The sequence below is a fragment of the Aestuariivirga sp. genome (assembly GCF_020252395.1).
Classification (GTDB): Bacteria; Pseudomonadota; Alphaproteobacteria; order Rhizobiales; family Aestuariivirgaceae; genus Aestuariivirga.
This window is the reverse complement of sequence record NZ_JADCDB010000034.1, coordinates 43463-51989: the sequence shown is the minus strand read 5'-3', so window position 1 is coordinate 51989 and position 8527 is coordinate 43463. Positions and strand designations below refer to the sequence as shown.

General features: G+C 64.1%; 9 protein-coding genes. 5 read left to right on the top strand and 4 right to left on the bottom strand.

The features are described 5' to 3' along the window. Positions 1-136: 136 nt before the first annotated feature. Together IOC82_RS15435 and pip are read right to left on the bottom strand one after the other, a co-directional pair. Positions 137-271 carry a hypothetical protein gene (locus tag IOC82_RS15435; RefSeq protein ID WP_290547097.1) on the bottom strand — a complete coding sequence of 45 codons (135 nt, stop codon included), beginning with the start codon at positions 269-271 and terminating at the stop codon, positions 137-139. A 106-nt stretch (positions 272-377) separates the two neighbouring features. Then, on the bottom strand, positions 378-1343 hold the full coding sequence (gene pip / locus IOC82_RS15430; RefSeq protein WP_290547096.1) for a prolyl aminopeptidase: 966 nt from the start codon (positions 1341-1343) through the stop codon (positions 378-380). Positions 1344-1452: 109 nt separating this feature from the next. Here pip and mscL point away from each other — a divergent pair, with 109 nt between their 5' ends. The 4 genes from mscL (at position 1453) to IOC82_RS15410 (ending at position 4254) form a co-directional block, all read left to right on the top strand. Beyond that, complete coding sequence (gene mscL, locus IOC82_RS15425; protein ID WP_290547095.1) at positions 1453-1893, top strand: large conductance mechanosensitive channel protein MscL; 441 nt, start codon at positions 1453-1455, stop codon at positions 1891-1893. 73 nt (positions 1894-1966) lie between these two features. Beyond that, positions 1967-3160: a pyridoxal phosphate-dependent aminotransferase gene (locus IOC82_RS15420; RefSeq protein WP_290547094.1), complete on the top strand. Its 1194-nt coding sequence runs from the start codon at positions 1967-1969 to the stop codon at positions 3158-3160. 477 nt (positions 3161-3637) lie between these two features. After that, positions 3638-3964, top strand: coding sequence for a DUF4112 domain-containing protein (locus IOC82_RS15415; RefSeq protein ID WP_290547093.1), 327 nt, complete (start codon positions 3638-3640; stop codon positions 3962-3964). Beyond that, positions 3961-4254 (top strand): hypothetical protein, encoded by a 294-nt coding sequence (locus IOC82_RS15410; RefSeq protein WP_290547092.1) that lies wholly within the window; start codon positions 3961-3963, stop codon positions 4252-4254. The genes IOC82_RS15415 and IOC82_RS15410 overlap by 4 nt, the downstream gene beginning before the upstream one ends. Here the strand turns inward: IOC82_RS15410 and IOC82_RS15405 are convergent. Together IOC82_RS15405 and IOC82_RS15400 are read right to left on the bottom strand one after the other, a co-directional pair. Further along, positions 4232-4870 carry a MarC family protein gene (locus IOC82_RS15405; protein WP_290547091.1) on the bottom strand — a complete coding sequence of 213 codons (639 nt, stop codon included), beginning with the start codon at positions 4868-4870 and terminating at the stop codon, positions 4232-4234. The genes IOC82_RS15410 and IOC82_RS15405 overlap by 23 nt on opposite strands. A gap of 153 nt (positions 4871-5023) precedes the next feature. After that, positions 5024-6574, bottom strand: coding sequence for a trimethylamine methyltransferase family protein (locus IOC82_RS15400; protein ID WP_290547090.1), 1551 nt, complete (start codon positions 6572-6574; stop codon positions 5024-5026). A 342-nt stretch (positions 6575-6916) separates the two neighbouring features. Between IOC82_RS15400 and IOC82_RS15395 the strand changes: the two genes are divergently transcribed. Continuing rightward, the gene (locus IOC82_RS15395) at positions 6917-8488 is read left to right on the top strand and encodes an amino acid permease (protein WP_290547089.1); all 1572 of its coding nucleotides are present in this window, start codon (positions 6917-6919) and stop codon (positions 8486-8488) included. Positions 8489-8527 lie beyond the last annotated feature (39 nt).

The following is an 8527-nucleotide window of genomic DNA, read 5'->3' as shown; positions in this document are numbered from 1 at the left end:
GACGCTCAGAACACGTTCACGCAGATCTTGAGAATAGGCAACTCCCATCGCAGGTCTCCATGCCGAATCAACATGAACACTGAATCACCAAACAGGCCCTAAGAAAATCCGCGATTCCGCTAAGCGTGAAAATGCTCTAGCGGCGGAAGCCGCGCTTCACGGGGGTGGGGTTGATGCCGCGGGCCGTGGTGTCCTGGCGCTCGGTCAGGAACAGGCCGAGACCACGGGTCAGGCCATCGGCCAAGTCGCGCATGGCGGAGAAAACGATCATGGGGTGCCTCAAAACGTTGCAGTGGTGCGTTTCTTCAGTCCGCTCTCCATATGGCGATCAATTGTGAACGGATTGCAGCATCGTGCTGCACTGCACACCGATCCCGCTATGCACTTTCTGCATGACGAAACCGGTCGGTGGCCCGGACGAGGGCGTCGGCGATGCCGGGCTCGGTGGCGGTATGGCCGGCATCCGGCACCATGATGAACTCCGCCTGCGGCCACGCCTTGTGCAGGTCCCAGGCGGTGACGGGGGGCGTGACCACATCGTAGCGGCCCTGAATGATGACGCCGGGGATGCCGGCAAGCTTATGGGCATCGGCGATCAGCTGGCCGTCCTGCCGGAAGAAGCCGCGATTGACGAAATAGTGGCACTCGATGCGGGCGAAGGCGATGGCGAAATGGTCCGAGCCGAATTCCGCCACCCGCTTGGGGTCGGGGAGCAGCGAGATGGTGGCGCCCTCCCACTGGCTCCAGGCGCGGGCGCAGGCGATCTGCTCCACCTTGTCCGGGCCGGTGAGACGGCGGTGATAGGCGGTGAGCAAGTCATGCCGTTCCGCTGGCGGGATCGGCGCCACGAAGCCTTCCCACAGGTCGGGGAAGATCTGGTCCGCCCCTTCCTGGTAGAACCAGTGGATCTCGCTCTTGCGAAGGGTGAAGATGCCGCGGGTTATGAGTTCGGTGACCCGCTCGGGGTGGCTTTCGGCATAGGCCAGCGCCAGGGTGGAGCCCCAGGAGCCGCCCACCACTTGCCAGCGCTCGATCTTCAGGTGCTGGCGCAGCTTCTCCATGTCGGCGACGAGGTCCCAGGTGGTGTTCTCGGCGAGCTCGGCATGCGGGGTCGACTGGCCGCAGCCGCGCTGGTCGAACAGGATGATGCGATAGGCCTTCGGGTCATGGCTCTGGCGCAAGAACGGCGAGATGCCGCCGCCGGGGCCGCCATGCAGCACCACGGCGGGCTTGCCCTTGGGGTTGCCACATTCCTCGAAATAGATTTCGTGCAGGGCTGAGACCTTCAGCCGGCCGCGGTTGAAGGGCTGGAGGCCGGGGTAGAATGTGCGGCGTTCACTCATCTGATTCGCAGTTTTGGACGATGTGTGGTTAATCTTGCCAGTATCTGCTGGATAATGGCAGCCACTGTTATTCAACGCCGGAATGCAGATCCGGCAACGGGGGGACGACATGAACGAGACTGTGCGCAATGAGTGGAACGACTTCAAATCCTTCGCCTTCAAGGGCAATGCCTTCGACCTCGCGGTCGGTGTGATCATCGGCGCGGCCTTCGGGCGGATTGTCGACGGCATCGTGAACCTGCTGGTCATGCCGCTCATCGGGGCGCTTACCGGTGGGCTCAATTTCGATTCCTATTTCCTGCCGCTCTCCGCCAGCGTGACCTCGCCGGTGCTGGCCGAGGCGCAGAAGCAGGGCGCGGTCTTCGCCTATGGCGCCTTCATCACCGTGATCATCAACTTTCTTCTCGTCGCCTTCGTGCTGTTCCAGCTGGTCAAGATCTCGAACCGGGTGAAGCGCGCCGAGCCCGCGCCGCCGCCTGCGCCGCCGAGCAAGACGGAAGAGCTGCTCGCCGAAATCCGCGACTCGTTGAAGGCCAGAACCTCCGCCTGACGCCAAGCAGAACTGCAGTGAAATGCCAGCGCGCCGGGGTGGACACTCCAGCGCGCTGGCTTAAGGTCCCAGCATGAATTCGGAACAGCTTCTCGCGGCGCTGACGCCGCAGGCCCGCAACGAGCCCGACAGCGGCATCGTCAAGGCCGCCATGTATGGCTTTACCGTGCCCGGCATCATTCCGCTGTGGTCGGGCGAAGGCAACCAGCCCACGCCAGAGGCCTTTGCGAGGCCCGCCGCCGAAGCGCTGCTCAATGGCGAGACCTTCTATACCTGGCAGCGCGGCATCCCCGAATTGCGGGACGCGCTGGCGCGCTATCACACCCGCAATTTCGGCCGTGCCTTCGACCTTGAGAACTTCATCGTCACCTCGGGCGGCATGCATGCGATCCAGATCATCGTGCAGCTCATCACTGGCGATGGCGACGAGATCGTGCTGCCAACACCCGCCTGGCCGAATTATGCCGGTGCGCTGCGCCTCTCGGGAGCGAGACCCGTCGAGGCGCCGATGCAGTTCGCCAATGGCAAGTGGAAGCTGGACCTTGACCGGTTGTTCGACACGGTGACGCCGCGCACCAAGGCGATCGCGCTCAATTCGCCGTCGAACCCCGTGGGTTGGACGGCAACGCGCGACGAGCTCGTCACGGTGCGCGATTTCTGCCGCAAGCGCGGCCTGTGGATTCTCGGCGACGAGGTCTATACCCGCTTCTATTATGGCGGGAATGGCGAAACGCGCGCCCCCTCCTTCCTCGACATCTGCGAGGATGAGGAGCAGCTGCTGCTTGCCAACACCTTCTCCAAGAACTGGGCAATGACCGGTTGGCGCGTCGGCTGGCTGCAGGCGCCCAAGGCGCTGGGTCCGCCGATCGAGCGCATCGTGCAAGTCTCGTCTTCCGGTACGCCGGCCTTCCTGCAGCGTGGCTGCGTAGCCGCACTTGATACTGGCGATGAATTCATTGAGCGCCAGGTGCTGATGGCGCGGCACCGCCGCGACCTCACCGTGCTGATGCTGAAGGAGTTGCCGGGACTGCAGTTCGAGGCGCCGCAGGGCGCCTTCTATCTGTTCTTCGGGATCGAGGGCATGACCGATTCGGCTGCCACCGTGCGCCGCCTCATCGATGAGGCCAGGGTCGGCTTCGCGCCAGGCAGCACCTTCGGCCCTGGCGGCGAGGGGCACCTGCGCATGTGCTACCTCAAGGACCTCGGTCCGCTGGAGGAGGCGCTCGGCCGCTTCGTAGAGTGGATGCGCGAGCACGGGCCGGTCTGATCTGCCTGATTGCCGAACAGTTTTGCGTTGCACTGCACAAAGCCCGGGCATGGCGGTTTGCCGATCGCCGGGATCGATCTACCGGTGAAGAATAGTTTTTTGCGATATCATGAACTTAGATCTGAACTGCGGGGTGTCGGTGCTTTGGCACAAAGGTTGCTGGTAAACAAGCAGCGCAAACGTCTTTCTTGGGTCCTCCCATTCTCAAGTGAAGAGCACTCGGAGCGTCCCGGCCTCAGGCCGGCTCAGGGGTGAGTGGTTGGTGGTTGCTGCCGTTCACCCCATTTTTTTGCGCGGACGCCTTGTCCCTGCGCCGCGCGTCTCCACATGATCATGCAACGGGTCCGGGCCCCTCTGGCAGCCTTCAGGCTGCGATGTCGGACTCTTCCACCTTGAACGCGCCTCGCGCGCCGCAATCTGGGAGATGAACCAATGACCAGCCCCTCGGTCACCTTAGACCTCACCCCACAGGGCACCATGGAACGGCTTGAATGGCTCGCCTGGTTCTGCGACTCCGCGCTGCGCATTCCCGGCACCTCGCGCAGCATCGGCGCCGACGGCGTGCTGAGCCTCGTGCCCGGAGTGGGCACGCTCGCCGGCACCGGCCTGTCGCTTTACGTGCTGGGCGAAGCGGTGCGGCACGGCGTACCGGCCCGGCTTCTGGCCCGCATGGGCCTCAACGTCGCGGCCGACACCGCACTCGGCGCCGTGCCCGTCATTGGCGTCCTGTTCGACATGGCGTTCAAGGCCAACCAGCGCAATCTCAACCTGCTGCGGCAGCATCTCGTGGATACACATCGATGAAGACGCTCGTCTGGATTCTCACGGCAGCGGTGGTGGCCCTGTGGTCGCTCGCCGCATGGATCGTGCATGGCCTTTTGGGGGTTGCCGGCGGCCTCGCCGCCAGCAATGCCGACATCATCCCGGCTGACCCGCGGCTCGTCGAATGGGCCTCCTGGCTCGCCTCTGCCGGAACGGGCATCGGCGAGTGGCTGGTGGTTGCCGTCTGGGGCTTCGTGTCGCTGGTGCTGGTCGCGCTTGGCTTTGTGGCGACGAAGCTGCTGCAGCTGCTCAGCGAGCGTGCCACGGCGTGATGGCGGACACGCCGTCGATCACGAACTGAACGGCCAGCGCCGCCAGGATAATGCCGAGCAGGCGCGACAGCACCGCCTGGCCGGTGACGCCCATAAGCCGCGAGATGCGCTCGGCCATCAGGAAGCTGACGAAACACGCCGCCATGACGAGGGCCGCCACGCCATAGAGCGAGAGAAGCCAGGTGAAGCGGCCCTCGGCGCGGCCGGCCAGCAGGATCATGGCGGTGATGGCGCCGGGCCCCGCCATCAGCGGAATGGCCAGCGGGAAGGCGGCGATGTTGCGCACATGGTCGATGGTGATCGCCTGCTCGACGGTCGATTTCAGCCTCTCGCCGCGGCGGTCGAACACCATTTCGGCAGCCGCCGACAAGAGCAGCAGGCCGCCGGCGATGCGGAAGGCCGAGAGCGAGATGCCCAGCAGGTCGAGAAGCTTCGCGCCGCCAAGGCCTGCCGCCAGCAGGATCGAGAAGGCGATGATCGATCCCCGCAGCGCAACCTCGCGGCGGTGCTCCTTGGTCATGCCATGGGTGATGCCGAGAAACAGCGCGCTCAGCAGCACCGGGTCGGCGACGACCAGCAGCGTGGCGATGGCGGAGGTGATGAAATCGGCGAGCACCGGGCCGTGCTACAGCATGATCCGCAAAATTGGAACCGCTTTTGCGATAAGATCATGCTCAAGCTTTCGGCCTGGCGCATGTTCTTATCGATCATGCGAGTCCACCCGATCGGAACATGCGCCAGCACGGGGCGGGGCCCCACGCCATCGGCCTCAGTTCACCGTGTCGGGCAGCACTTCCTCGCGCTTCGCGATGAAGTCCTTGAGGCCCTCGGCGATGCCCTCGTCCATCTTCGGCGGCTCATAGGCCTGCAGCATCTGGCGCGCCTTGTCGCGGCCGCGCGTGGCGTGGTCCTTCGCACCCTCGGCGGACCACTGCTCGAAGCTATTGAAGTCCATGATCGAGGGGCTGAAGAAGGCCTTCTCGAAATGATCCAGCGTGTGCTGCGTGCCGAGGAAGTGGCCCTGCGGCCCCACCTCGCGCACTGCAGCCATCGCCTCCTTGAAGTCGGCGAAGGACACACCGCCCGCATATTTGTACCAGCCCACCAGCTGCTCGGCATCGGTGACGAACTTGGAATAATCGCAGCACAGGCCCGCTTCCAGCCAGCCCGCCACATGCCAGATGTAGTTAGCGCCCGACAGGATCGCCGCATGCATCAGCATGTTCGATTCATAGCCCGCTTGCGCATCGTTGAGCTTGGAGCCGACATGGAAACCGGACGTGCGCCAAGGCAGACCATACTTCCGCGCCAGCTGGCCCATCAGATACATCATCTGAGCTGCTTCCGGCGTGCCGCCCATGGGCGCCCCTGACTTCATGTCCACCGCCACCATGAACTGACCGTAGATGACGGGCGAGCCCATGCGGATCAGCTGGGTGAAGGCAACGCCAGCCAGCGCCTCGGCATTGACCTGCGCCACAGCGCCCACGGCGGACGCCGGCGTCGAGGCCCCGCACAGCGCGAAGGGCGCGCAGATGATTGGCTGGTTGTGCGCGGCATAGACCTTCATCGCGTCCAGCATGGTCGCGTCCCACACCAGCGGCGAATTGCAGTTGGCGATCGAGACGACCACCGTGTTGTCCGTCACATAGTCTTCGCCGAACACGATGCCGCACATCTTCATCACGTCCTCGGCGCGCTCCTTCGAGGTGACGATGCCCATGAAGGGCTTGTCGGAATAGGTGAGCGCCGAATGGATGATGTGCAGGTGGCGCTTCGGCACCGCGATCTCCATCGGCTCGACGCAGATCGAGCTCGATGAGTGCAGCGCCGGCAGCATGTAGGCGAGCTTGTGGAAGTTGTTGAGGTCCTCGAGCGAGCCATAGCGGCGGACATTATCGAGGTCGCGCACGTAAGGCGCCCCGTACATGGGCACGAAGATCTGGTTGCGCCCGCCTACCTGGACGGTGCGCTCCGGGTTGCGGGCATTGAGCGTGAATTCTGCGGGGGCTTTGGCGATGAGGCTCATCAGCAGGCCGCGGTCGATCCGGACGCGCGTGCCGGAGACATTTGCGCCAGCGGCCTTCCATAGCCCGATCGCCTCGTCGTCGCGGAACTCGCAGCCGACTTCCTCGAGGATCTTTATCGATTCGTCGTGGATCAGCTCCACCGCCTCGTCGGGCACGAGGTTGTAGACGGGGATCCCGCGCACCAGCGTGGGGAAGGAGGCCATGGGGGTGGCGCGCAGCGCACGGCGCCCGTCGCGCCCGCCAGCGCGGCGTGCGGTGGGCGATGCGGTGGTGCTGGTTTCGGTCATCATGGGTCTCCTGGAGCGAGGCATCATAAAACACCGTGGCGGCGGCGCACCTGCAATCTTGGCGGCAGCGCGCGGTGAGCGAGGGCAAATCATCGCCGCGGTGCCGCAACCCGCAACTTTATGTCGCCGGTTGACGTAGCGAAACACTATTCTCTGGCAACGGCGCGGCCAACGATACCGGCAACTCCTTCGGTTTCCAATCAGTTACGGCACGTTGACCGATTGTAAATTACGCTACAGAATGACAGGAGGGGAGTAGGGTATCGCTGGACCAAGCTGGCGATTCCAAGCTGATCAAACATGTAATGCGCCGGGTGGCCCCGACGGCGTGGGGGAGATGCCGTTATGAAACACATGACCGAGGACGAAAAAGTCCTCCACAACATGGGCTATGCGCAAGAGCTTGCGCGCCGCATGGGCGGGTTCTCGAACTTCGCGATCTCGTTCTCGATCATCTGTATTCTTGCCGGAGGCATCACCGCCTTCCCGGTGGCCTTCTCGTCGGGCGGCGGCTTCTCGGTGTCGATCGGCTGGCTGGTGGGCGGCTTCTTCGCCCTCGTGGTGGCCGCCTCGGTCGGCCAGATCGCCTCGGCCTATCCGACGGCCGGCGGCCTCTATCACTGGGCGTCGATCCTTGGCGGCCGCGGTTGGGGCTGGCTCTGCGCCTGGATCAATCTCGTCGGCCTGATCTTTGTCGTCGCCTCGGTGAACTTCGGCGTCTACCTGCTGCTGAAGGACCTCGTCATCACCGGCGTCTTCGGCATCGACACCTCGGCCTGGGGCGCGCTCCATGCCAGTATTTTCGTGACCGTCTTCGCCGTCACCCAGGCGCTGTTCAACCACTTCGGCATCAAGGTCACCACGATGCTGACGGACTTCTCCGGCTATCTGATCTTCGTGGTGGCAATCGTCCTGACGGCCTCGATGCTGATCTGGGGCGCGTCCTTCGATCTCTCGCGGCTGTTCTCCTTCGTGAACAACACGGGCGAGCCGGGTGGCCTGGTGGTGCCGGAACCACGCACCGCGCTGGTGGCCTTCCTCATCGGCCTGCTCTATCCGCTCTACACCATCACCGGCTTCGACGCCTCGGCGCATACGTCCGAGGAGACCATCAACGCCCGCTCCACAGTGCCGAAGGGCATGCTGAACTCGGTGTTCTGGTCACTGCTGTTCGGCTTCTTCCTCGCCTCGTCCTTCGTGCTGGCCATGCCCGATACCACGGTGGCGGCGAAGGACGGCTTTAACTCCTTCTTCAACCTCTTCAACAACCTGCCGATGCCGGAGATCATCCGGGATCTGCTCGCCATCGGCATCGTGATCGCCAACTACATCTGCGGCCTCGCCGGCATGACTTCCACCTCGCGCATGATCTATGCCTTCGCGCGTGACGGCGGCCTTCCGGCGTCCAAGGCGCTCTCCAGCATCCACCCCAAGCACCGCACCCCCGTCAACGCAATCTGGCTGACGGCGGCTCTGTCGGCGGGTACCTGCTACTATGCGCCCTTCATGTTCGCGCTGGCGGCAGGCTGCGCGCTATTCCTCTATATCTCCTACGCCATGCCCGTGGCGGCGGGGCTCATTGCGGAAGGCAAGACCTGGACCGAATACGGCCCGTTCCGTCTCGGCGGCTGGTCCAAGCCCTTCGCGCTGGTCACCGTCATCGGTGTGGTCATCCTCGCCTACGCCGGCATCCAGCCGCCCTTTAACCCGATCATCCTGCCGCTGTTCCCGGATCTCGTGTTCCCGCTGAACCAACTCACCAATCCGCTGATCTTCCTGGCGGTGGCGCTGGCGCTGGGATGGTTCCTGTCGGAGCGCAAGCGCTTCCCCGGACCGCCGATCGGTGAGGAGATCAAGCGCCGCCAGGCCGAGATCGCGGCCCGCGAAAGCGCGCTCGACGCCGCGGAAGCCTCGTAAACGACATCACTTCCGAAGGGGCGGCCCGCAAGTGCCGCC

Excerpts from the sequence above, each read along its gene's own strand:
- pip (WP_290547096.1), bottom strand. The coding sequence starts at position 1,343 with ATGAGTGAACGCCGCACATTCTACCCCGGCCTCCAGCCCTTCAACCGC.
- IOC82_RS15400 (WP_290547090.1), bottom strand. The coding sequence starts at position 6,574 with ATGATGACCGAAACCAGCACCACCGCATCGCCCACCGCACGCCGCGCT.
- mscL (WP_290547095.1), top strand. The coding sequence starts at position 1,453 with ATGAACGAGACTGTGCGCAATGAGTGGAACGACTTCAAATCCTTCGCC.
- IOC82_RS15415 (WP_290547093.1), top strand. The coding sequence starts at position 3,638 with ATGGAACGGCTTGAATGGCTCGCCTGGTTCTGCGACTCCGCGCTGCGC.
- IOC82_RS15395 (WP_290547089.1), top strand. The coding sequence starts at position 6,917 with ATGAAACACATGACCGAGGACGAAAAAGTCCTCCACAACATGGGCTAT.
- IOC82_RS15435 (WP_290547097.1), bottom strand. The coding sequence starts at position 271 with ATGATCGTTTTCTCCGCCATGCGCGACTTGGCCGATGGCCTGACCCGT.
- IOC82_RS15420 (WP_290547094.1), top strand. The coding sequence starts at position 1,967 with ATGAATTCGGAACAGCTTCTCGCGGCGCTGACGCCGCAGGCCCGCAAC.
- IOC82_RS15410 (WP_290547092.1), top strand. The coding sequence starts at position 3,961 with ATGAAGACGCTCGTCTGGATTCTCACGGCAGCGGTGGTGGCCCTGTGG.